Annotated in this window: 19 protein-coding genes; 13 read left to right on the top strand and 6 right to left on the bottom strand. The window is 60.4% G+C overall.

The window, feature by feature from the left end; translation table 11 throughout:
- Window positions 1-57 precede the first annotated feature (57 nt).
- Entirely contained in the window at window positions 58-492 is a 435-nt protein-coding gene (locus CRO46_RS10985) for a VOC family protein (RefSeq protein ID WP_244577864.1), read from the top strand.
- A gap of 114 nt (window positions 493-606) precedes the next feature.
- On the opposite strand, the gene CRO46_RS19975 is transcribed toward CRO46_RS10985, so the two are convergent.
- Complete coding sequence (locus CRO46_RS19975; RefSeq protein WP_179759029.1) at window positions 607-996, bottom strand: hypothetical protein; 390 nt, start codon at window positions 994-996, stop codon at window positions 607-609.
- A gap of 136 nt (window positions 997-1,132) precedes the next feature.
- Here CRO46_RS19975 and CRO46_RS10975 point away from each other — a divergent pair, with 136 nt between their 5' ends.
- The 5 genes from CRO46_RS10975 (at window position 1,133) to CRO46_RS10955 (ending at window position 5,570) form a co-directional block, all read left to right on the top strand.
- Window positions 1,133-1,672, top strand: coding sequence for a CoA-binding protein (locus CRO46_RS10975; protein ID WP_097107829.1), 540 nt, complete (start codon window positions 1,133-1,135; stop codon window positions 1,670-1,672).
- A 163-nt stretch (window positions 1,673-1,835) separates the two neighbouring features.
- The gene (locus CRO46_RS10970) at window positions 1,836-2,309 is read left to right on the top strand and encodes a hypothetical protein (protein ID WP_210421521.1); all 474 of its coding nucleotides are present in this window, start codon (window positions 1,836-1,838) and stop codon (window positions 2,307-2,309) included.
- Window positions 2,310-2,557: 248 nt separating this feature from the next.
- The gene (locus CRO46_RS10965; RefSeq protein WP_097107827.1) at window positions 2,558-3,841 is read left to right on the top strand and encodes an O-acetylhomoserine aminocarboxypropyltransferase; all 1,284 of its coding nucleotides are present in this window, start codon (window positions 2,558-2,560) and stop codon (window positions 3,839-3,841) included.
- A gap of 168 nt (window positions 3,842-4,009) precedes the next feature.
- The gene (locus CRO46_RS10960; RefSeq protein WP_097107826.1) at window positions 4,010-5,131 is read left to right on the top strand and encodes a YihY/virulence factor BrkB family protein; all 1,122 of its coding nucleotides are present in this window, start codon (window positions 4,010-4,012) and stop codon (window positions 5,129-5,131) included.
- 94 nt (window positions 5,132-5,225) lie between these two features.
- Window positions 5,226-5,570: a cupin domain-containing protein gene (locus CRO46_RS10955; protein WP_097107825.1), complete on the top strand. Its 345-nt coding sequence runs from the start codon at window positions 5,226-5,228 to the stop codon at window positions 5,568-5,570.
- A 93-nt stretch (window positions 5,571-5,663) separates the two neighbouring features.
- Here CRO46_RS10955 and CRO46_RS10950 read toward each other — a convergent pair whose 3' ends face one another.
- Together CRO46_RS10950 and CRO46_RS10945 are read right to left on the bottom strand one after the other, a co-directional pair.
- Complete coding sequence (locus CRO46_RS10950; RefSeq protein ID WP_097107824.1) at window positions 5,664-6,872, bottom strand: cytochrome P450; 1,209 nt, start codon at window positions 6,870-6,872, stop codon at window positions 5,664-5,666.
- A 600-nt stretch (window positions 6,873-7,472) separates the two neighbouring features.
- A complete protein-coding gene (locus tag CRO46_RS10945) occupies window positions 7,473-8,066 on the bottom strand; it encodes a hypothetical protein (protein WP_143439013.1) in 594 nt (197 codons plus the stop codon).
- A 613-nt stretch (window positions 8,067-8,679) separates the two neighbouring features.
- Here CRO46_RS10945 and clpP point away from each other — a divergent pair.
- The 5 genes from clpP (at window position 8,680) to dnaE (ending at window position 18,438) form a co-directional block, all read left to right on the top strand.
- Window positions 8,680-9,306 carry an ATP-dependent Clp endopeptidase proteolytic subunit ClpP gene (clpP, locus tag CRO46_RS10940; RefSeq protein WP_097108241.1) on the top strand — a complete coding sequence of 209 codons (627 nt, stop codon included), beginning with the start codon at window positions 8,680-8,682 and terminating at the stop codon, window positions 9,304-9,306.
- Between the two features lie 312 nt (window positions 9,307-9,618).
- The gene (gene clpX / locus CRO46_RS10935) at window positions 9,619-10,899 is read left to right on the top strand and encodes an ATP-dependent Clp protease ATP-binding subunit ClpX (protein WP_097107822.1); all 1,281 of its coding nucleotides are present in this window, start codon (window positions 9,619-9,621) and stop codon (window positions 10,897-10,899) included.
- Window positions 10,900-11,265: 366 nt separating this feature from the next.
- Window positions 11,266-13,698: an endopeptidase La gene (lon, locus tag CRO46_RS10930; RefSeq protein ID WP_097107821.1), complete on the top strand. Its 2,433-nt coding sequence runs from the start codon at window positions 11,266-11,268 to the stop codon at window positions 13,696-13,698.
- Window positions 13,699-13,988: 290 nt separating this feature from the next.
- Window positions 13,989-14,261: a DNA-binding protein HupB gene (gene hupB, locus CRO46_RS10925; protein ID WP_097107820.1), complete on the top strand. Its 273-nt coding sequence runs from the start codon at window positions 13,989-13,991 to the stop codon at window positions 14,259-14,261.
- A gap of 610 nt (window positions 14,262-14,871) precedes the next feature.
- Window positions 14,872-18,438 (top strand): DNA polymerase III subunit alpha, encoded by a 3,567-nt coding sequence (dnaE, locus tag CRO46_RS10920; RefSeq protein ID WP_097107819.1) that lies wholly within the window; start codon window positions 14,872-14,874, stop codon window positions 18,436-18,438.
- 18 nt (window positions 18,439-18,456) lie between these two features.
- On the opposite strand, the gene CRO46_RS10915 is transcribed toward dnaE, so the two are convergent.
- Window positions 18,457-19,773: a DNA polymerase IV gene (locus CRO46_RS10915; RefSeq protein WP_097107818.1), complete on the bottom strand. Its 1,317-nt coding sequence runs from the start codon at window positions 19,771-19,773 to the stop codon at window positions 18,457-18,459.
- Window positions 19,774-19,867: 94 nt separating this feature from the next.
- Here CRO46_RS10915 and CRO46_RS10910 point away from each other — a divergent pair, with 94 nt between their 5' ends.
- On the top strand, window positions 19,868-20,404 hold the full coding sequence (locus CRO46_RS10910; RefSeq protein WP_179759028.1) for a GNAT family N-acetyltransferase: 537 nt from the start codon (window positions 19,868-19,870) through the stop codon (window positions 20,402-20,404).
- A gap of 50 nt (window positions 20,405-20,454) precedes the next feature.
- Here CRO46_RS10910 and CRO46_RS10905 read toward each other — a convergent pair whose 3' ends face one another.
- Both CRO46_RS10905 and CRO46_RS10900 read right to left on the bottom strand, forming a co-directional pair.
- Complete coding sequence (locus CRO46_RS10905; protein ID WP_097107816.1) at window positions 20,455-21,108, bottom strand: hypothetical protein; 654 nt, start codon at window positions 21,106-21,108, stop codon at window positions 20,455-20,457.
- Complete coding sequence (locus CRO46_RS10900; RefSeq protein ID WP_097107815.1) at window positions 21,105-21,368, bottom strand: DUF3572 domain-containing protein; 264 nt, start codon at window positions 21,366-21,368, stop codon at window positions 21,105-21,107. The genes CRO46_RS10905 and CRO46_RS10900 overlap by 4 nt, the downstream gene beginning before the upstream one ends.
- 219 nt (window positions 21,369-21,587) lie before the next feature.
- Between CRO46_RS10900 and CRO46_RS10895 the strand changes: the two genes are divergently transcribed.
- The gene (locus tag CRO46_RS10895) at window positions 21,588-21,959 is read left to right on the top strand and encodes a response regulator (protein WP_097107814.1); all 372 of its coding nucleotides are present in this window, start codon (window positions 21,588-21,590) and stop codon (window positions 21,957-21,959) included.
- Window positions 21,960-21,965 lie beyond the last annotated feature (6 nt).

Below are 21,965 nucleotides of genomic sequence, written 5' to 3'. Positions count from 1 at the left end.
TTCTTTTGTTTCTAGGTGTAAATCGGGGCCATGAGGTGGCAGCCGGGGAGGCGCAAAGTGAGTCTTGAACCGCGTATCAGCATGATCACGCTTGGAGTTGCCGACGTGGCTGTCGCAACCGCGTTCTATCAGCGGCTCGGTTTCAAACGCTCTTCCGCCTCCAACGAAAGCGTCACCTTCTTTCACACAAACGGTACCGTGCTGGGACTTTTCGGGCGCGATGCGCTCGCCGCCGACGCCGGCCGGGAGCCGACCTCACCGCAGGCGTTTGAGGGGGTTGCGCTCGCTCACAATCTGTCCTCCCGCGAAGAGGTCGATGCAGCCTGGACTTTCGCTGTGGAGTGCGGGGCCGAGCCGGTGAATAAGCCGCATGAGGTGTTCTGGGGCGGCTATTCCGGATATTTTGCTGATCCGGACGGCCATTTGTGGGAACTGGCCTACAACCCGTTCATGGAACTGGACGGGCAGGGCCATATGACCTTGCCCGAATAATGCATGTCGCGTTCAAACGAATTCATTTGAACGATAACGTATATGCATCATTTCAAGGTGTTACAGTGACCTCTACGCATTCGATTGGATGCGTGGCGCTGTAGCAGCCTTGCCTCACGGTGCCCTGATCTGCAGCAGCGGTCTGAAATCCAGCAAACCGTTGTCATCGTCTGCGCCATGCGGATCGCAGCGTATCACCCTGCAGGATTTGGTGTCGCGCGCCGGCACCCGTGCCCAGGCGCCAACCGAGGGGCTTTCGCACAGCAGTGACGAGCTGACATAGCGGTCATGAAGCGGAAGGCCGCGCTTCGACTTGTATCTCAGGATTGCCGCTCCTTCGCGGATGAGGGTGCCGCGAATGGCGCTGCAATCATGCTGCGTGGTCTCCACGCGGGAGATCGCGCCGGCAGGGCTGGCGGTTGCAACGAAAGCCGCAATCAGCGTGGCGGGCAGCAACGTAGCGGCGGGAAACTTTTTGAGAAGGGAAGTTGATGTCTTTGTCATGGCGAGCTCCATCGAACCTTTCGATCCCATCATCCTTGACAATTGTGGCGCTGATCGGGAGGAAAGTCATCAATCAGGTGCTTGACGGTGCCTGACGCCATTGCCACAACCTGCAGATCCAAACCGGAACCCGACCATGAACCATGACAGCTACGACAACGCCTATATATCGGGCATCCTGCACTCGGTGAAAAGCGTTGCGGTGGTCGGTGCCTCGGCCAATGATGTGCGGCCAAGCTTTTTCGTGATGAAGTACCTGCTCGACAAGGGCTACCGGGTCATTCCGGTCAATCCCGGCCAGGCGGGCCGTGAGATCCTCGGCCAGATGACCTACGCCAGTCTCTCCGATGTCCCGGAGGCGATCGACATGGTTGACATCTTTCGTGCCTCCGATGCGGTGCCCGGCATCGTCGAGGACGTTCTCGCGCTCGATCCGCTGCCGAAGGTGATCTGGACACAGCTCACCGTGCGCCATGATGAAGCCGCCTCCCGCGCGGAAGCCGCCGGCATCAAGGTGGTGATGAACCGTTGCCCGAAGATCGAATATGGCAGGCTGTCCGGTGAAATCGGCTGGAACGGCGTCAATTCAGGCATTCTGTCATCGCGCAAACCGGTGATGCGAACCGGATTTCAGAGCTATGGGTTACGGGTAAAGCCGGAAGGCGGCAAACCCTGACGCAGTCAGGTTCCCCATAAGTGCCGGTTGACCCGCTTGCGATGATGAAGCACCGCTTTACGTCGCGGTTGTCAAGAGGCGCTTCGCCATACTTCCGTTTCATTGCCTTGCAAGATGCCCGGTTTAGCGCTTCCTGCCGCCTTGAGCCACGGGAGGGCCTTCCTTGGAATACAGGGCTACAGTCATCATGCGCATCTGTGCTTACTTCCGCACTACCGCCTTTCTCCTGGTCATGTGCGTTTCGCTGGCGACTACGGCGGTCAGCCTTGGTGTCTGGGCGGTAACGCTGACCGCGCAGGTAACCACCATGACCGCCAGCGCTGCAGCTGCCGCGATTGCCAATCGAAAGGCCATCGCCGCAGCCGTGCTCAGAACCAAGGCCAAGGCACGGTTGCGGCGAGCCCTTGTCGTGGTGCCGGTGGCCGGCATCGCCGCCGCTGTTGCCTTTGAGCGCCAGGATTTCCTCGAATGGAAGGAACACAATCCGGACGGCGATCTCGAGACCTATGGCTGTGAGGTGAGCGTGGTGTCGGCCGAGGTTGTCGATGATGTTCTCCGGGACCTTCCCGAACAGGTCCGCCCATCGCGTGACTGGCTGCTCTCTCGCATGCCCGATTGCGAGGAGTCCGTTGGTTAGCGAATGACGAACGGGCTTTGCCGGCTCCGGCATATGTGATCAATTTACGGAAGCATCGGGAGCTGGGTTTCAGCAGATTCAATGCCTGCAAGCGGCAAGTGCGGTGGAATATTATTTCCTCGGCGCAGTCCTTGTCGTCGCGCAAGACGCGCACGCCTCTTTGTTCACGCAAAAATCTTCTTTGACCGTGGCGCAGACATGCGGGATAACCGCTTTCATATTGTTCTCGGGCACAAGGGGAGAAGTCCATGTCGAGCACTCAACCAGGTTTTGATACGCTAGCTGTTCATGCGGGAGCGCAGCCGGATCCGGCCACCGGCGCGCGCGCCACACCGATCTACCAGACCACCGCCTTTGTCTTCGACGATGCAGATCATGCGGCCTCACTGTTCGGGCTGAAGGCCTTCGGCAACATCTATACCCGCATCATGAACCCGACCCAGGCTGTGCTCGAAGAGCGCGTCGCAGCACTTGAAGGCGGCACTGCGGCCCTGGCCGTGGCTTCGGGCCATGCCGCACAGATGATCGTCTTCCACACCATCATGAACCCGGGCGACAACTTCGTGGCCGCTAACCGCCTCTATGGCGGCTCCATCAACCAGTTCGGCAAGGCCTTTCAGTCCTTCGACTGGCATGTGCGCTGGGCCGACCCTGCAGACATGGACAGCATCGAAAGCCAGATCGATGACCGCACCAAGGCAATCTTCGTCGAAAGCCTGGCCAATCCCGGCGGTACCTTCGTTGACATCAACGCGATTGCCGAAGTGGCGCGCAAGCACGGCCTGCCGCTGATCGTCGACAACACCATGGCCTCTCCCTACCTGATCCGGCCGATCGACCACGGCGCCGACATCGTGCTGCATTCTCTGACCAAGTTCATTGGTGGTCATGGCAATTCCATGGGTGGCATCATTGTCGATGGCGGATCCTTTGACTGGTCGAAATCAGGCAAGTATCCGGCCCTGTCCGAGCCGCGTTCGGAATATGGCGACATCGTTCTGCACGAGAGCTTCGGCAATTTCGCCTTCGCCATTGCCTGCCGCGTGCTTGGCCTGCGCGACCTGGGACCCGCCATTTCGCCATTCAACGCGTTCCAGATCGTAACTGGTGCGGAAACGCTTGGGCTGCGCATGCAGCGCCACTGCGACAACGCGCTCGCGGTTGCCGAATGGCTGACCAAGCACGACAAGGTCGACTGGGTGCATTATGCCGGCCTGCCGGATCATGAAAACCACGCACTGCAGCAGCGCTATTCGCCCAAGGGTGCCGGCGCGGTCTTCACCTTCGGCCTCAAGGGGGGCTACGACGCGGGTGTCAAATTCGTTGAAGCCCTGGAGATGTTCTCGCACCTGGCCAATATCGGCGACACCCGCTCGCTGGTCATCCACCCGGCCTCCACCACCCACCGTCAGCTCACACCGGAGCAGCAGATCGCGGCCGGGGCAGGTCCGGACGTGGTGCGTCTTTCGATCGGCATCGAGGACGTCAAGGACATCATTGCCGACCTCGATCAGGCACTCGCCAAAGCCTAGGTCTGGCGTCATCGCGACGGTCCGGCGCTGTGCCGGGCCGCCGCTCGCGTTGTTTGCTGCTGCCAGGATGGTGTCGATTTTTTGGGCAGCGCTAAGGGATCAATTTGGCCCCTTGAACGTTAGGTAAGGACCAGACCGAACCGAACCACACAGCGAAAGGGCGAGAATTTGTCATCAAACACCGAAACCGGGCACGACGCATTCGAAACCGGTTCTGGCCGCGGACGGGCCGCCCGGTCGCCGCTTGCGATCCCGGCTCGCGGATGGTTCGACATTCTCAAACGGGTTGCCAACGAGATTTCCGCCGACAATCTGCTGCTCGTCGCTGGTGGTGCAACCTTCTACATGCTGTTGGCCATGGTGCCTTTCATCAGTGCTGTCGTGTCCATTTACGGGCTCTTCTCCGATCCGACTTCGCTCACCAATCACATCGCAGCGTTTTCGAACATCGTACCTCAAGCCATGCTGGGTATTATCGAGGATCAGCTGATCCGCTTGACCTCGAAGGATAACACAACTTTGGGGCTCACTCTGATCGTCTCAGTCGGCCTGTCGCTGTGGAGCGCCAATGCGGGCATGAAGTCGATTTTTCAGTCTCTCAACGTGGTCTACGACGAAAGCGAGAAGCGCGGATTTGTCAGGCTGACACTGACAACTCTCGTGTTCACCATCGCCGCCGTTGCCACGATCCTCGTTCTCGCTGGGACCGTCATCGTGCTTCCCGTCGTATTCAGCTACATTCCTGCGGCGGAATCGACCGAGTGGCTTGTCCAGGGCGTCAGTTTTGCAGTGATGTTCGCCATTATCATCAGTGGGCTTACGCTGCTGTACCGTTATGGTCCAAGTCGCAGTAGCGCCAGGTGGGGATGGCTTTGGATAGGCGCTATCGCGGCTGCTGTCTTGATTCTGGTGGTTTCGCTGGCCTTTACCATCTACGTCAGCAATTTCGCCAAGTTCGATGAAACCTATGGGTCCTTGGGAGCCATTATCGGCTTCATGATGTGGCTGTGGCTGATGATTTCGGTCGTTCTGATCGGCGCCGAGGTGAACGCAGAAATCGAGCATCATACGATCCGGGACACAACGGTCGGTGAGAGGCAGCCGATGGGGCAGCGCGGCGCAGTGAAGGCTGATGCCGTCCCATGGAGCTCCGCTGATGATGCTCGCGGTGCAGATACTGAGCGTCAGGACACAGTCCCGCCGCAGCTCGATGACCGGCCGCCGGCCGGTTTTGCTGCCGGGGCCTTTGTCGGGTTCATCGTTGCTTCGCTCCTCCGGGAGAGGCGCTAGCCAGCAGTATGTCAAGGGTGAGGCGGCGCGACTGCCTTGCTTTGATGCGGCCCCTGCTGCACGTTGTCTTCACATGGCGGTAAGGCAATTTCACATGAGCAAAGATCTATTTCTGTCCGTTACCACCTCCGTCGAACCTGAAGTTTCAAGGCCCGGGCCAGACAAGGTTCTCGCGGGTGATCCGGTACACAGCACCTGGAACCTTGAAGAGCGCGACGGGCTCTATTGCGGCATCTGGCAGTCGACGCCCGGCAAATGGGTGATTTCCTATGACGAGTGGGAATACTGCCGTATTCTCGAAGGCGTATCGGTGATCTCCGAGGATGGCGGCGAGGCTGTGACAGTCAAGGCTGGTGACAGTTTCATCCTCAGACCGGGCTTTAAAGGATCTTGGGAAGTGCTTGAAACAACTCGCAAAGATTATGTTATAAAAATCTAATGTAGTACATTAGGAAATTACGCTAACTGCGGCATATCACGCGCGTCATTCCTTGGTTTCGACCCGGCAGCTTGGCCAAGACGGCAAGCTGGGTCATTCGACCATCAGGCTTTCGAGCCCGTGGAAATGGTAGCTGTTGCGATAACGTGGCGTGGCTTTGGTTGCAAGCGCCGGGCGCCGGGAGAACAACACCGAAAGCGATTCCTGCAGCTCGAGCCGTGCCAGCGGTGCGCCGATGCAGAAATGCAGTCCGGCACCGAAACTCACATTCTTCTGGTCTGCCCGTCCGGGGCGGAAGTCGTGCGGTGCCTCGAACGCCGCCGGGTCGCGATTGGCCGCGCCGAGCAACAGCGCCACCTGCTCGCTGGGCTTGAGCCGCACCGGTCCGAGGTCGATCTCCTCATAGGCATAGCGGGTAAACATGTGCAGCGGCGCGTCATACCGCAGCGTCTCTTCGACAGTCGCCGCAGTGGCCTCGGGTGTGACGAAAAACCGGCCCGGATCGCCGCCCTGGTCAAGGATTGTTTTCACCGCATTGCCGGTCTGATGCACGGTTGCCTCGTGACCGGCGTTGAGCAGCAGGACGCAGGTGGAAATCAGCTCGTCGTCGTCAAGCTTCTCGCCGGTGTCCCGCACCGCGATCAGCGCCGACAACAAATCATCGGCGCCAGTGTGCCGGTGTTCCGCGATGTGGGCCGTCAGGTAGGCACCAAACGCGGCCGAGGCAGTGTTGGCGCGCTCCTCGGTCTCGCGTGAGCGTTGCGGCACATACATCTCGCACATCGCATGCGACCAGGACAGCAGGTCGTCAGCGCGGTGGACCGGCACACCGAGCAATTCGCAGATCACCGTCAGCGGGATCGGGGTGGCGAAGGACGGCAGCAGATCAAACGGTTCGCCAGCGGGCAGGGCGTCGATCAGCTCATTGGCCAGTGCCGAAACGCGGGGTCTGAGCCGCTCGACCGAGCGCGAAACGAAGGCGCGGTTGACCAGCGTTCTCAACCGCGTGTGGGCCGGCGGTTCACGTTCCAGAAGTGAGCCGCTTTCAAGCCGGTCGAAGTCAGCGAGGTGCCCGCGGCCCTCGACCGGGTTCAACGGTGCGCCCCAGCGGTTTTCACGGCCCAGCCGCCGGTCTCTGAGCAGCGCATTGACCTGATCATAGCCCGCCACGCACCACATCCCGTAATCTTCCCAGAAAAACACCGGTGAGATGCGGTGCATGTCGGCATAAAAACTGTAGGGATCCTGAACGAAGCCGGGTTCTCTGGGGTCTTGCGAGATGGAAAGCTGGTGTCGGATCATGCGCGGGCTACAGCCTGGAACGGGAGAGGACAAAATAGGTTAGTCTCACGAAAGCCTGGTCTTGTCATCACAGGCCATGAAACATTCGCTGCCGGTTCCGCATGAGGGAAGTCTTATGTCCCTAAGTCAAATCGGCAGGCTCGATCCCCCCGTACTCTTGTGAGCACCCTCAGGAAAACACGGGAATTTCACCGCAGCATCATGAATTGCCCGCTAGAGGTAAAGCGTGAAAACTGAGTCAGCTTTCGTGTTGGTGGATCGCCGTTGAGCCTGAGGCGGCGCGGCAGGTGGTCGGTCGCAGATGACGGCGCTGCAAAGCAGGCGGCAGCTAATGTACAACTGGCGTTCAGCGAGCCGCCACCGGCCGTCGATACGTGTCATGCGGAGCTTGTCGCAAGCGGCGTCGAAATCCGGGGTGCGCCGTCAGTCCTGACCGACTAGCGTCGCCGGACAGTGTTATCTGCGATCCCGGAGACAACCTTAACTAGATCGACGCCGAGTACTGACACAGCCCGCAAAAGGCGGGCACCAAGCCCCAGTTCAAGCGCCCCAGTTCAAGCGCCTCGGATCAAGCGTCGAAGATCAGCCTTCCGTGCGGCCTCAGTGGCAGCGGTGTTTGCCGGAGACCTGAACCCAGCCGGCCGACGCCGGTTGCACTTCAACCGTGCGCGCCACCGTCTTGATCACGGGCGGGATCTTGTGCGCGACGGTCCGCGCCGGTTCAACGACCACGGTGCGGGTACGGTGGGCATAGCGTGCCGGCATCCGCTCATGCACCGTGCGGGCTGGATGAACCACCACGGTCCGGGCCCGGGTTTCGTATTGAGCCGGGTGAACGACTTTGCACAGGGTTTTCTTGCCGTGCACGTGCCGCCATTCCCAACCGACCGATTTCGGCCGGACCATGACGGTCTGATGAACCGTGCGGGTGACCGCCGGGATGTGCCGCGCCACCACCTGGGCAGGTGACACCAGCACCTTTTCGGTCACCTGGCCATAGCGGGCCGGGATGGTCTTGTGGACCACTCCGCCGGGGCGGACCACGACCTGTTCATGAATTGTTTTGTAGACTGCAGGCTGATGAACCTTTTGGTAACAGGCCAGTGTCTTGCCGCCGGCAAAGGCCGGCGAGGCGACGGAAAGCGCCACAAGCGTGGCTGAAATAGTGCGGCAAATTGTTGATAACTCAGACATTTTACTCACTCCCATGTTGCGGCAGCGGCTCTTATCGGCGGCCGTTTCCGCGACTAGCAAGTCGAGTGTGCCGTACTCTTGCGATTGAGGAAAGCAAAACGTTAATCCCTGATTGACGGCTACGCGACGGCCATCCCTCGCGAAACACCTCTGATCTTGCCTGATGCAGCCTGTTCCGAGCCGTCATATCCCGCTCGCGCATTGCCGGGAATACCCCCTCCCCAGGCGGCATGACGCTATTTGTCTCTTAGGCAAGGCGGCAGATGGTCGGTGCATGCGAACTGCTGACATGGCCGCATATTCATAAAGCCGACATCGTCGTGCGGTCAGGCTTCTCCTCTTTCGGGTTTTCTGCTGATGCTTGACTGGCCCTTTCGGGACGGGCCCTGTGGTGGCGCAGGCAGTTGCCGCATTCCGGACAAAATGCAGCCTCACCGCAGGCAAATTGAAAACCGTAACTTCAATTTAACACCCCTCGTAAACAACGGCCTGAAGCCGTTTCGCTGCCTTGCGTCTTGAAGCGGCGGGGGGGCACACTCTATGTAGTGGGTTCAATGAGACTGATTCTGGGCGGGCCATGTCGCCTGCCGGGCCGTTTGACAAGGGAAGCGCAATGAAAAATACCATCGATAACGCCATGGCCCTGGTGCCCATGGTGGTTGAGCAGACGAACCGCGGCGAACGGTCCTACGACATTTTTTCGCGGCTGCTCAAGGAGCGCATCATCTTCATCACCGGCCCGGTTGAAGATCACATGGCGACGCTCGTTTGCGCCCAGCTTCTGTTTCTCGAAGCCGAGAACCCGAAGAAGGAAATCGCCATCTACATCAATTCGCCCGGAGGTGTGGTCACGGCAGGCATGGCGATCTATGACACCATGCAGTTCATCCGGCCGGCCGTGTCGACGTTGTGCGTTGGCCAGGCGGCCTCCATGGGGTCGCTCCTGCTTGCGGCTGGCGAGAAGGGCATGCGCTTTGCAACGCCAAACGCCCGCATCATGGTGCACCAGCCGTCAGGCGGGTTCCAGGGCCAGGCTTCCGACATTGAACGCCACGCCCAGGACATTATCAAGATGAAGCGGCGGCTCAACGATGTGTACGTCACCCACACCGGACAGGACTACGAAACGGTGGAGAAGACGCTCGACCGCGATCACTTCATGACAGCGGACGAGGCGCTCGGCTTCGGTCTGATCGACCGTGTCATCGACAAGCGCGAGTATGTTGAAGACGACTCTTGATCCAGCAGTCAGGATTTTTGCTTGAAGCATGCGATGTTTTCCGGTGATTGCGCTTCTCCTGCAACACGTTTGTGTGCACACGGGGTGGCGCTAGTGCCGTGGAACGCTAATATAGGCGTTAAGTCTATGTTCAATTTATCTGGCGTAGCATCGCCAGAGTGACGGGGATTCGTTGCCACCGGCTACAGGAATGGTTACCTGACGGTCGGGTTTGTACCCCGAGATTGCTTGAAAGCCTCGACGTCGCGGCGTCGGGCTGGTCAGGCGCCATACATCCGGGTTCGATGCCGGGATTGCGGGAAGGAAAGTGAAATGAGCAAGGTTAGCGGCAGCAACGGCGGCGACTCCAAGAATACCCTCTACTGCTCTTTCTGCGGCAAAAGCCAGCATGAAGTGCGCAAACTCATTGCCGGTCCGACCGTGTTCATCTGCGATGAATGCGTGGAATTGTGCATGGACATCATCCGCGAGGAAAACAAGTCCTCGATGGTCAAGGCCAGCGATGGTGTGCCTACGCCGCAAGAGATCATCGCGACCCTCGACGAGTACGTCATCGGCCAGCATCAGGCCAAGAAGATCCTCTCCGTCGCGGTTCACAACCATTACAAGCGTCTCAACCACTCGTCGAAGTCGGGTGAAGTCGAGCTGGCCAAGTCGAACATCCTGCTTGTCGGACCGACCGGCTGCGGCAAGACCTATCTTGCCCAGACGCTGGCGCGCATCATCGACGTTCCCTTCACCATGGCCGATGCCACGACGCTTACCGAAGCCGGTTACGTCGGCGAAGACGTCGAGAACATCATCCTCAAGCTGCTGCAGTCGGCCGACTACAATGTCGAGCGCGCCCAGCGCGGGATCGTCTACATCGATGAGGTCGACAAGATCTCGCGGAAGTCGGACAACCCGTCGATCACACGCGACGTTTCGGGCGAGGGCGTGCAGCAGGCATTGCTGAAGATCATGGAAGGCACAGTGGCCTCCGTGCCGCCACAGGGTGGCCGCAAGCATCCGCAGCAGGAATTCCTGCAGGTTGACACGACCAACATCCTGTTTGTCTGCGGCGGCGCATTTGCCGGCCTCGACAAGATCATCTCGGCGCGGGGCGAGAAAACCTCGATCGGCTTCGGTGCCAATGTCCGTGCCCAGGACGAACGCCGCGTTGGTGCGGTCCTGCGCGACCTTGAGCCAGAGGACCTGGTCAAGTTCGGTCTGATCCCTGAGTTCATTGGTCGTCTGCCGGTGCTGGCCACGCTCGAGGATCTGGATGAAGCAGCCCTGATCCAGATCCTGACCGAGCCGAAGAACGCGCTGGTCAAGCAGTATCAACGCCTGTTCGAGATGGAAGAGGTCGAGCTTACCTTCCACGAATCGGCCCTGCAGGAAATTGCCAAGCGTGGTATTATCCGGGCGACCGGCGCACGCGGATTGCGCTCGATCATGGAAAAGATCCTTCTCGACACCATGTTCGAGCTGCCGACGCTCGAAGGGGTGCGCGAGGTTGTGATCTCCGACGAGGTCGTGACCGGCAACGCCCGTCCGCTCTACATCTATGCTGAGCGCGATGACGGGGCCAAGGATTCGGCCTCGGCCTGATATCGGCTTAAAGCCCGGTTTTCCCCATTTGAGCGGGCCCTTCGGGGCCCGTTTGCACGTCCGCGGCCGGAATGCGTACCGGTCAGCAAGCCCGCGGCCGCGGACATAGGGGCAGCTCTTGATCTTCCGGCGGTGAGCTTGTCACCAGGACTCCAGCTTCCCGCCACTTTCGAGGTCTAATATCGTAACGAATCGACATTGACAGTGATTGCCGTGGATGATCCGACTTGAAACCAGCGCGCCGGTTCTCCAATTAGACCGGAAAGGGCATAACGCCTCGTAAGGACGCAAATGGCGGTTGCTGGATGAACCGGGATCGCGTGCCGCGTTGCCAATCGGTCTGTACGGACCACGAAAGGAAATACTATGCCGGACAAAAATGTGAGCGCATCACAGGCCCCTGAAGAGGCCGGTACCTATCCCGTTCTGCCACTGCGCGATATCGTTGTCTTTCCGCACATGATCGTGCCGCTGTTTGTTGGTCGTGAAAAGTCGATCAAGGCGCTTGAGGAGGTCATGGGATCCGACAAGCAGATCATGCTTGCGACCCAGATCAATGCTGGCGATGACGATCCGGAGCCGGCTGGCATCTATGACATTGGCACGATCGCCAATGTGCTTCAGCTGCTCAAGCTTCCCGACGGAACCGTCAAGGTGCTCGTTGAGGGGCGTGCCCGCGCGGAAATCGTAGAATACACCGACAGGGAAGACTATTACGAAGCCCGCGCTGTCGAGCTTGGCGAGCCCGAGGAAGACCCGGTCGAGATCGAGGCTCTGTCGCGCTCCGTGGTCTCCGAGTTCGAGAACTACGTCAAGCTCAACAAGAAGATTTCGCCCGAAGTGGTGGGCGCGGCCAGTCAGATCGACGACTATTCGAAGCTCGCCGACACGGTCGCCTCTCATCTGTCAATAAAGATCCCTGAAAAGCAGGACATGCTCTCGACGGTCTCGGTCAAGGGCCGGCTGGAAAAGTCGCTCGGCTTCATGGAAGGCGAGATTTCGGTGCTGCAGGTCGAAAAGCGCATCCGCTCCCGCGTCAAGCGGCAGATGGAGAAGACCCAGCGCGAGTATTATCTCAACGAGCAGATGAAGGCGATCCAGAAGGAACTCGGCGACGGCGAGGACGGCCGCGACGAGATGGCCGAAATGGAAGCCCGCATCGGCAAGACCAAGCTCTCCAAGGAAGCCCGTGAAAAGGCCGATGCGGAGTTCAAGAAGCTCAAGCAGATGAGCCCGATGTCGGCCGAGGCCACCGTCGTGCGCAACTATCTCGACTGGCTGCTCGGTCTGCCTTGGGGCAAGAAATCCCGCGTCAAGATCGACCTGAACGCCGCCGAGAAGGTGCTCGAGACCGATCATTATGGCCTGGAGAAGGTCAAGGAGCGCATCATCGAGTACCTCGCGGTACAGTCGCGCTCCTCCAAGATCAAGGGACCGATCCTCTGCCTCGTCGGCCCTCCCGGGGTCGGCAAGACCTCGCTCGCCAAGTCGATCGCCAAGGCGACCGGCCGTGAATATGTGCGCATGGCGCTCGGTGGCGTCCGTGACGAGGCCGAGATCCGTGGTCATCGCCGCACCTATATCGGCTCGATGCCCGGCAAGGTCGTGCAGTCGATGAAGAAAGCCAAGAAGTCCAACCCGCTGTTTCTTCTCGACGAGATCGACAAGATGGGCCAGGATTTCCGCGGTGATCCGTCGTCTGCTCTGCTCGAGGTGCTGGATCCGGAACAGAACTCGACCTTCATGGACCACTATCTCGAGGTTGAATACGACCTGTCGCACGTGATGTTCATCACCACGGCCAACACGCTCAACATCCCGGCACCGCTGATGGACCGCATGGAAGTCATCCGCATCGCCGGCTACACCGAGGACGAGAAGCTGCAGATTGCCCGCCGGCACCTGCTGCCCAAGGCCGTGCGCGATCACGCGCTCAAGCCAGAGGAGTTCGAGGTCACCGACGAAGCGCTGTTGCAGGTCATCCGCACCTACACCCGCGAGGCCGGTGTTCGCAATTTCGAACGGGAACTGATGAAGCTGTCGCGCAAGGCCGTGACCGAAATCCTCAAGACCGGCAACGCCAGGGTCTCTGTTGATGCCGACAACCTGTCCGACTATCTCGGCGTGCCCCGCTTCCGCTACGGCGAAGCCGAGTTCGACGATCAGGTCGGCGTCGTTACCGGGCTGGCCTGGACCGAGGTGGGCGGCGAGTTGCTGACCATCGAGGGCGTCATGATGCCGGGCAAGGGCAAGATGACTGTGACCGGCAATCTGCGCGATGTGATGAAGGAATCGATTTCTGCGGCGGCGTCTTACGTTCGCTTCAGGGCTGTCGATTTCGGTATCGAACCGCCGATGTTCGACAAGCGCGACATCCACGTCCACGTTCCCGAAGGCGCGACGCCGAAGGACGGTCCTTCAGCAGGCGTCGGCATGGCAACCTCGATCGTCTCGATCATGACTGGCATCCCGGTGCGCCGTGATGTCGCCATGACCGGTGAGATCACTCTGCGAGGCAGGGTGCTGCCGATCGGCGGTCTCAAGGAGAAGCTGCTTGCGGCCATGCGCGGCGGCATCAAGACCGTGATGATCCCCGAGGACAATGCGAAGGATCTCCCCGAGATTCCGGACAATGTCAAAAACGGCCTCGAGATCATTCCGGTTGCCAAGATGGGGGACGTCCTGCGTCACGCACTTGTGCGGATGCCCGAGCCGATCACCTGGGACCCCGACGCGGATCCGAAAGCAGCAATTGCTGCTGATGCCGGTGAAGAGAGCGGTGCAACCATCGCTCACTGATCGGAAGGTGTGACTGAAACAAGCGTAGCGACGGGCGGGACCATTTCCGCCCGTCTTGCATTCCGGGACCCGCCAGGAACCGGAAAAATGCGCCGAAACTGCACAGGCGCGCGGCATTTCACCCGAATTCTTAACTTTCTTGGCCGCTGTGGGCCCACAAGGTGCAAAATGCCTGTGAAAAGCCTTTATAAAGCGCGGGTTTCCGGGGAGTTTGGTTGCGCGTGACAGATAGATGCGTAGGATCACCGCATCGAACAATATGAGTCGACGAAACCCAGAAAGGGACGGAAATGAACAAGAATGAACTCGTGGCCGCAGTGGCCGAGAAATCGGGCATGAGCAAGGGTGATGCAACTTCGGCGGTCGAAGCCGTGTTCGACACCATCACCAATGAGCTCAAGAATGGCGGCGACGTCCGTCTGATCGGTTTCGGCAACTTCACCGTTTCGCGCCGCGAAGCTTCGAAGGGCCGCAACCCGCAGACCGGCAAGGAAGTTGACATTCCTGCACGCAACGTGCCGAAGTTCTCGGCCGGCAAGGGTCTCAAGGACGCTTGCAACTAAGCTCGATTGACTTGATTGCATGACGATGAGCCCGGGCGCCAGCGCCCGGGCTTTTTGTTGCGGGGAGGGCGCGTGGGGAATGTCTGAAGTTCAGGCTGTTCGTCCCGCATGCCTGATTGCCTTGTGACGTCGTGGGGCCGGTCACGGTTTACGAGGAACAAGGAGGGTCAGACGCATATTCGTGGCAAGTGGACTTGACGATAGAACAAAAATAGAACAGATTAAAAACATAAAGGGAATTCAAAGGAGTTGATCATGACCGCATTTGCCCGTGACATTGCCGCATTCGTTTCCATGTCCCTGTTCGTGGCCTCCTTCGCCATTCTGGCGATGGCGTTTTGATAGGGTTTTCTTGTGATTTTTCATGTCGCCGCTAGCGGCGGCATGCAGCCTGGCAGCCCCGCCTGCACAGCATTCCTGGTTGCAGTTCGGGGTCTGACGTCACGGTTCCCTCACTCGCGTTGTTGCAAGCTGGAAAGAAGGGGTGGTCAAGGGGTGTTTTCGCGGCCTGTGCTCTGGACTTTGCCGTCCCGGTCCTCACAATTGTGGTTTGAGTCTCGCAGCATGCCGGCAGGGTGCCGGGCGGCGGACCGGACGGCAGAGGACATCAATGGCACGGGAAAGCAAGTCGGCGAAACTGCTGGCCAATCTGGCGGCGGGGGCCGAGCAGGCGCGGGAGCGCGGAAAGCAGACTGACGATCGCGGGCTCGGCAAGTGGCCTGGCTTCGTGCATCTGCGGGTGCATTCGGCCTATTCGCTGCTCGAAGGCGCGCTGCCGGTCAAGACCCTGATCAAGCGGGCTGTTGCCGATGACCAGCCAGCACTCGCCATAACCGACACCAACAATCTCTTTGGCGCGCTCGAATTTTCGGTCAAGGCAATGGAATCGGGAATTCAGCCGCTTATCGGGTGCCAGCTGGACATCGACATGGAGGATGGCCAGGCCGGGGACCGGCGCTCGCATCGCGACCATTTGCAGAAGCTGCCGTCAATCATCCTTTATGCGGCAACTCCGGTTGGCTACGAACGTCTGGTCGCGCTTGTGAGCCAGGCCTATCTTGGCGGCAATCCGGACAGCAACGACAGGCCGCATCTGATGCTGTCCTGGCTGCAGCAGGGGGCGGAGGGGCTGATCGCGCTCACCGGTGCTGCTGCCGGTCCCGTCGACCAGGCAATGCGCGAAGGCCATCCGGATCAGGCCCGTGCGCGGCTTGATCGCCTCAAGGACCTGTTTGGCGACCGGCTTTACATCGAATTGCAGCGCCAGGGCGGCTTCGACAGGGCGCATGAATCCAAGATGATTGCGCTGGCCTACGATGCCGAAGTTCCGCTTGTCGCTACCAACGAGGCCTTTTTTCCCACGCCGGGAGATTTTGAAGCACACGACGCGCTGATGGCGGTGGCCAACAACGCCGTCATGTCCGATGACCGCAGGCCGCGGCTGAGCGAGGACCACTGTCTCAAGTCCCGCGCCGAAATGGTGGAGCTGTTTGCCGACATTCCCGAGGCGCTTGAAAACACCATCGAGATTGCCCACCGTTGTAGCGCCATCGTTGAGCGCCGCGATCCGATCCTGCCGCGCTTCACCGGCGGCGGCGAGGAGGATCCGGCCGCAGCCCTTGCCGCCGAGGCCGCTGAACTCAGGCGCCAGTCGATCGAAGGTCTCGACAGGAGACTGGCCCGGATCGGTCTGGCGGACGGCTATACCGAAGCCGACTACCGCGAGCGGCTGAAGGTCGAACTCGACATTATCGAGAACATGAAGTTCCCCGGCTACTTCCTCATCGTCGCCGACTTCATCAAGTGGGCCAAGGACCACGACATCCCGGTCGGCCCGGGCCGTGGTTCGGGTGCCGGCTCGCTGGTCGCCTACGCGCTCACCATCACCGACGTCGACCCGTTGCGCTTTTCGCTGCTGTTCGAGCGCTTCCTCAACCCGGCCCGTGTCTCGATGCCCGACTTCGACATCGACTTCTGCCAGGATCGCCGTGAAAAGGTGATCCGCTATGTGCAGAAGAAATATGGCCGCGAGCAGGTCGGACAGATCATCACCTTCGGAAGCCTTCAGGCACGCGCAGCGCTGCGCGACGTCGGCCGCGTGCTCGAGATGCCCTACGGCCTGGTTGACCGGATCTGCAAGCTGGTACCCAACAACCCAGCCAACCCGACGCCGCTGAACAAGGCGATTGAGGAAGAGCCGCGCTTCAACGAGGAGGTCGAGAAAGAGCCTGCTATCGGCCGGCTTCTTGACATTGCCCAGAAGCTCGAGGGGCTTTACAGGCACGCTTCGACCCATGCCGCCGGTATCGTCATCGGTGACCGGCCACTGTCGCAGCTGGTGCCGATGTACCGCGATCCGCGTTCGGACATGCCGGTCACCCAGTTCAACATGAAATGGGTTGAGCAGGCGGGCCTGGTCAAATTCGACTTTCTTGGCCTCAAGACCCTCACCGTTCTGAAGACCGCGGTCGGCTTTATTGCCAAACGCAACATCACGGTGGATCTCGAAGCCCTGCCGCTCGACGACCAGCCCACCTATGAGATGCTCTCCCGCGGCGAGACCGTCGGTGTTTTCCAGGTGGAATCGGCGGGCATGCGCAAGGCGCTGATCGGCATGCGGCCTGATCGGATCGAGGACATCATCGCGCTGGTTGCGCTCTACCGTCCCGGCCCGATGGAAAACATCCCGGTCTACAATGCCCGCAAGCATGGTGAGGAAGAGGTCGCCTCGATCCACCCCAAGATCGATGACCTGCTCGCCGAAACCCAGGGCGTGATCGTCTACCAGGAGCAGGTGATGCAGATCGCCCAGGTGCTGGCCGGTTACTCGCTCGGAGAAGCCGACCTTTTGCGCCGTGCCATGGGCAAGAAGATCAAGGAGGAAATGGACAAGCAGCGGGTCCGTTTCGTCGAGGGCGCGGTCGAGCGCGATGTTTCCAAGCCGCAGGCCGACATGATCTTTGATCTGCTGGCAAAGTTCGCCAATTACGGCTTCAACAAGTCCCACGCGGCCGCCTATGGCATCGTGTCCTACCAGACTGCCTATCTCAAGGCGCATTACCCGGTCGAGTTTCTGGCCGCGTCGATGACGCTGGACATGTCGAACACGGACAAGCTCGTCGATTTCCGTCAGGATGCAAGACGCCTCGGCATCGAGGTGGTCGCGCCTTCCGTGCAGACCAGCTTCCGTCATTTCGAGACCGGCGACAACAAGATCTACTATGCGCTGGCCGCCATCAAGGGCGTCGGCGATGCCGCGGTCGAGCACATTGTCGAGGTTCGCGGCAACGAACCCTTTGCCTCGCTGGAAGATTTCTGCACCCGGATCGATCCGCGCCAGGTCAACCGGCGGGTTCTCGAAAGCCTGATTGCGGCAGGCGCGCTCGACTGTTTCGGGCTTGATCGCGCCATGCTGAGCGCCGGACTCGACCGGATTCTGGGCTTCGCCCAGCGCGCCCAGGAAAACCGCATCAGCGGCCAAAGCGACATGTTCGGCATCGGCGGGGGTGCGGGCGAGGGTGAGACTATCCAGCTACCGGCCACCATACCCTGGCTGCCGGCCGAGAAACTGCACCGTGAATACCAGGCGCTGGGCTTCTATCTCTCTGCCCATCCACTTGATTCCTATAATGATCTTTTGGCCAAGATGCGGGTGCAGACCTGGGCCGATTTCTCCGTTGCGGTAAAGGCCGGAGCAACCGCCGGCCGGCTCGCGGGCACCGTCACCAGCAAGCAGGAACGCAAGACCCGTACCGGCAACAAGATGGGGATCGTCGCCTTCTCCGACAGCTCCGGCCAGTATGAAGCGGTGCTGTTCTCCGAAGGCCTGGCGCTCTACCGGGAGCTGCTTGAACCGGGCAAGTCGATCGTCATCACGGTTACCGCGGAAGAGCGGCCCGAGGGCATCGGCCTGCGCATCCAGACTGCCGATTCACTCGAGGATCGTGCAGCGCGCGGGCAATCCGCGCTCCGGGTGTTCCTGCGCGACTCGAAGCCGCTCAACTCCGTCTCAACCCATCTCAAATCACGCGGTGAGGGGCAGGTGTCCTTCGTCATGATCAAGGACGACGGCCGCCGCGAGATCGAGGTGACCTTGCCCGATCGATACAAGATCTCGCCGCAGCTGGCCTCGGCTCTGAAGGCCGCTCCCGGGGTTCTCGACGTGGAACTGGTCTGAAGAAACTGCCGGTTCCGCTCAGTCTTCGTCTGCCTGCTTCAACTTGCGTGACGTGCCGAAGGTGTAGCCGGTTTCGACGATGTCGCGGCCGAATTTTTGCCGCACCTTGTCGATGGCGCTTTCGGCCACGGCCCGGCGTGCCGCGGCGGGGTCAACCAGGTCCGGCGGGTCGGCGCGGCTCGCATCGGTGAGATCGGAGACGCCGATGCCGATCAGGCGGAAGCGGTCCTGGCCCAGCTCCCGCTCCAGCAGATGCAGGCCAGTGCGGAAAATACGGTCCGCCAGCACCGTCGGATCCTCCAGCTTGAAATTGCGCGTCCGGCTCTTGAACTCGGCGGTCTTGAGCTTGAGCACCACGGTCTGGCCGGCAACACCCGAGGCCTTGAGCCGCGCCGACACTTTTTCTGACAGCCGCCGGAGCACCGGCACCAGATCCTTGGCCTGAGACAGGTCGGCATTGAAGGTGGTCTCAGCCGACACGCTCTTGGCGCCCTCGTTGGCGTGCACGGTCCGGTCATCCTCCCCCCGCGCCAGATGGTAGAGCCGCTTGCCCATGACCCCGTAGCGGCGCATCAGCGCGGTCTGTTCCATGACCTGCAATTGCCCGATGGTGCGGATGCCGTCACGGGCCAGGGTCTCGCTGAACGCCTTGCCTACGCCCCAGATCAGCGACACGGGACGCGGTTTGAGAAACTCGACCGCTTCCTCCCTGCCGATCACCGAATAGCCACGCGGCTTGTCGAGATCCGAAGCAACCTTTGCGAGGAACTTGCAGTAGGACAGTCCTACGGACAGGCTGATGCCGATTTCCGCTTCGACCCGGGCAGCAAAGCGGGCCAGGGTCCGCGCAGCGCTTTCCTTGTGCAACTTCTCGGTCCCGGCCAGGTCGAGGAAGGCCTCGTCGATCGAGATCGGCTGCACCAGTGGGGTCAGTTCTTCCATCATCTGCCGGACCTGGCGTCCGACGCGAACATATTTTTCCATGTCCGGCTTGATCACGACCGCGTCGGGACAGGCGTCCAGCGCCTTGAACATAGGCATTGCCGAGCGCACCCCGTGAATCCGCGCGATGTAGCAGCAGGTGGAAACCACGCCGCGCTTGCCACCGCCGATGATCACCGGCTTGTCAGCCAGCTCCGGGTTGTCGCGCTTTTCAACGGTTGCATAAAACGCGTCACAATCCACATGCGCCAGTGTCAGTTGGTCGATCTCGGGGTGCCGGATTACGCGCGGGCTACCGCAGGCATGGCAGCGTTTGCCGCCGGCGCGTGCTGGCGCAAGGCAATCGCGGCAAAAGCCGGGACCCGGATCTTGAAGAGACGGCGCTGGGGTCATCGGATCATTCGGCGGAACAAAGGTTGAACATTTCCAGATTACGCAATAATCTTCGGACTCACAAGGCCGGCTGATCAACTGGAGAACGCCTTACTTGAACCTCGTTGTTTGCGCCGTCATTGCCGATCTCTGGCTATTGCAGGAAAACCTGTTCCGGCCGGAGCCGAAGCTGGGCGAGACCTTGAGCAGGGATGAAAGGAATCAACACCTGAAGAACGAAGCTGAAGCCCTGATACCTCCCGGGTTGATCGCCCTCAAGGACGGGGATCCGGTGGGCTGGGGGCAGGCGACGCCGCGGACGCATGTGCTGCGCTGGAATACGGCGCGAACCCTTTTACGGCCGCTGGCATGGGATAACCCCGAAGATCCGGGCCTGTGGGCCATCTCCTGCTTTTTCATCCAGTCCAGGCGACGCGGTCAGGGGCTGAGCCACGCGCTGGTCGAGTCCGCGGTCTCCCAAGCACGGCAAGGCGGCGCCCGCATCCTCGAGGCCTGCCCGGTCGAGCAGACCAGGCATTCCGGACCCGTCGGCCTGCTGGCCGGTTCCCTGCGGGTGTTTGAAAAGGCGGGGTTTGAGACTGTTGCCGAGCGCCTGCCGCGCCGCCCGCTGATGCTCGAGGTTCTCGCATGAGAGCCGCAGCTCCCGGCGCCATAGCCCGCCCGGCTGCGTGTCGCTTAGCCCTAGGACGCGTCGATATGGGCCTTGATCAGCGCCTCGGCATGCGCCCAGTCAGTGGCAATGTCGACCCCGTCGCCGGGATGCGGCGCCATTGCGCGAAAAGTGGCGTTGGCCATCAGATTGATGAGCAGGGATTGTGGCACGTGGGAGCGGACGGATTGCAAGTTGACGAAAATATCGTCAATGAAGGCCACCGGGTGCGGCCGCTCGCCATGCAGCGCAAGAACCGCAGGCCCCTTCGGCGCTTCGGTCGCGATCATCGGATAGTCCAAACCGTGCCGCGACAGCAGCCGCCTGCGTACCTCGCGATGGCGCGGCGGCATCGCCGTGAGGAAGACGACGTCGGCCTGCTCCGACAAGCGTGCAAGGCTGTCGGCGGCTTCTACAACCGGCGTCTGCCATTCGTCGTGGCTCTCGAAAAAGGCTTCCAGCATCCGGCTGACGTCCTCGCCGGGTGTTTCGCTGCCATCGGCACGATTGAACACGTTGCCATGCAGGCGAAACGATGTCGGCCGCAACTCGTGACCGTTCTCGGTCAGGAACGCCTCGAACGGGGTGACGAATTCGAGCACCACTTCGTCGACATCGCAAACGATCAAGGGCCGGTCGCCCAGGTGCAGATCGTCATGCTCGGCATCAGGAATAAGCTTCGTCATGTCGCGCTCGAACCGCCCAGCGCCTGGAAGGCGCGGGAAATGGTTTCGGGCCGGGTATTGGTCGCTGCACAGAAATCCAGCAGTGTCGGTTCATGGCTCATCAGGAACCCGAGAACGCCGGCGAGGAACCCCGGTTGCCTTGCCGCCTCGCGCAGGTTGGAGGCCTCGAGCCCGGTCAGTGCCAGGAAGCGGCCCATCAGTTCAGGCTCGCCCGCGAGCCAGGCCAGCGCGGCAATCGCCGTATCTTCCGCATCCGCCATTGCTGTGTCGTCCTTTCTCTCAGCCACGCAGGGTATTCGAAATGACCGATTACCACTTTTTCAACCTAATGGAACTAAGGTGGCAGTGTTGGCCGGCACTGGGGACCTGAATTTCCGCAAACCGGAACAGCCGAACGCCGGTGTGCGTGATTGCCGGCGACCGGCAACAACAGGATCCGGCGGGCAGGAAGTCTGCGTGGATCGGCTATGGGGTCGGATATGACAAAGCAGGTTATGATTGTTGAGGACAATGAACTCAACATGAAACTCTTCCGGGACCTGATCGAAGCATCAGGTTACAAGACGATCCAGACCCGCAACGGTCTGGAAGCGATGGATCTTGCCCGCAAGCACCGCCCCGATCTCATTCTCATGGACATCCAGTTGCCCGAAGTCTCGGGACTTGAAGTCACCAAATGGCTCAAGCAGGACGATGACCTTCACGTCATCCCGATCGTCGCTGTCACCGCCTTTGCGATGAAGGGCGACGAGGAGCGTATCCGCCAGGGAGGCTGCGAGGCCTATATCTCCAAACCGATCTCGGTTCCCAAATTCATTGAAACCATCAAGACCTATCTCGGTGATGCTTGAGGGTGG

The organism is Parahoeflea halophila (assembly GCF_900220985.1).
Taxonomy (GTDB): domain Bacteria; phylum Pseudomonadota; class Alphaproteobacteria; order Rhizobiales; family Rhizobiaceae; genus Hoeflea; species Hoeflea halophila.
This window is presented reverse-complemented; position numbering and strand designations above follow the sequence as displayed.

Bases quoted from the DNA above. Each gene is read 5' to 3' on its own strand.
- CRO46_RS10965 (WP_097107827.1), top strand. From the start codon at position 2,558: ATGTCGAGCACTCAACCAGGTTTTGATACGCTAGCTGTTCATGCGGGA.
- clpX (WP_097107822.1), top strand. From the start codon at position 9,619: ATGAGCAAGGTTAGCGGCAGCAACGGCGGCGACTCCAAGAATACCCTC.
- clpP (WP_097108241.1), top strand. From the start codon at position 8,680: ATGAAAAATACCATCGATAACGCCATGGCCCTGGTGCCCATGGTGGTT.
- CRO46_RS10900 (WP_097107815.1), bottom strand. From the start codon at position 21,368: ATGGCGGATGCGGAAGATACGGCGATTGCCGCGCTGGCCTGGCTCGCG.
- lon (WP_097107821.1), top strand. From the start codon at position 11,266: ATGCCGGACAAAAATGTGAGCGCATCACAGGCCCCTGAAGAGGCCGGT.
- hupB (WP_097107820.1), top strand. From the start codon at position 13,989: ATGAACAAGAATGAACTCGTGGCCGCAGTGGCCGAGAAATCGGGCATG.
- CRO46_RS19975 (WP_179759029.1), bottom strand. From the start codon at position 996: ATGACAAAGACATCAACTTCCCTTCTCAAAAAGTTTCCCGCCGCTACG.
- CRO46_RS10895 (WP_097107814.1), top strand. From the start codon at position 21,588: ATGACAAAGCAGGTTATGATTGTTGAGGACAATGAACTCAACATGAAA.
- CRO46_RS10950 (WP_097107824.1), bottom strand. From the start codon at position 6,872: ATGATCCGACACCAGCTTTCCATCTCGCAAGACCCCAGAGAACCCGGC.
- CRO46_RS10945 (WP_143439013.1), bottom strand. From the start codon at position 8,066: ATGTCTGAGTTATCAACAATTTGCCGCACTATTTCAGCCACGCTTGTG.
- CRO46_RS10975 (WP_097107829.1), top strand. From the start codon at position 1,133: ATGAACCATGACAGCTACGACAACGCCTATATATCGGGCATCCTGCAC.
- CRO46_RS10915 (WP_097107818.1), bottom strand. From the start codon at position 19,773: ATGACCCCAGCGCCGTCTCTTCAAGATCCGGGTCCCGGCTTTTGCCGC.
- CRO46_RS10955 (WP_097107825.1), top strand. From the start codon at position 5,226: ATGAGCAAAGATCTATTTCTGTCCGTTACCACCTCCGTCGAACCTGAA.
- CRO46_RS10905 (WP_097107816.1), bottom strand. From the start codon at position 21,108: ATGACGAAGCTTATTCCTGATGCCGAGCATGACGATCTGCACCTGGGC.
- dnaE (WP_097107819.1), top strand. From the start codon at position 14,872: ATGGCACGGGAAAGCAAGTCGGCGAAACTGCTGGCCAATCTGGCGGCG.